Raw genomic sequence first — 438 nt, forward strand, 5'->3', positions numbered from 1 at the left:
TTTCAGGGTTTCGTAAACCAGCCCGGCAAGGGTTTCCGCTTCGATGTGATTGAGATCGATGCCGAGCAGGCGCTCGACCTTGAACAACGGCGTATCGCCACGCACCAGCAACTTGCCTGGCTGATAGGCGAGGATGCCGCGCTCTGCCTTGCGGTGTTCGTCCTGGATATCGCCGACCAGCACTTCCAGCACGTCTTCCATGGTCAGGTAGCCGATGATGTTGCCGTCAGCCTCCTCGACCACGGCGAAGTGCGAGCCACCTTTGCGGAACTGCTCCAGCAGTTGCGACAGCGGCATGTGCCGCGATACGCGCTCCAGCGGGCGGGTCAGCTCGGCGAGGTTGAACGACTCGGGAATGTGGTCCAGCGCGGCCAGTTCCAGCAGCAGATCCTTGATGTGCAGCAGGCCGACGAACTCCTGGCGCTCGCTGTCGTACAC

The 438-nt window shown here is 61.9% G+C and carries 1 protein-coding gene; it reads right to left on the minus strand.

Annotated features, from left to right (window positions below; all coding sequences use genetic code 11):
- On the minus strand, positions 1-438 hold a 438-nt coding region (locus tag J5M71_RS28675), incomplete at both ends, for a CBS domain-containing protein (RefSeq protein WP_207839059.1).

Origin of the sequence: Pseudomonas sp. 43(2021) (genome assembly GCF_017490805.1) — a bacterium.
Taxonomy (GTDB): domain Bacteria; phylum Pseudomonadota; class Gammaproteobacteria; order Pseudomonadales; family Pseudomonadaceae; genus Aquipseudomonas.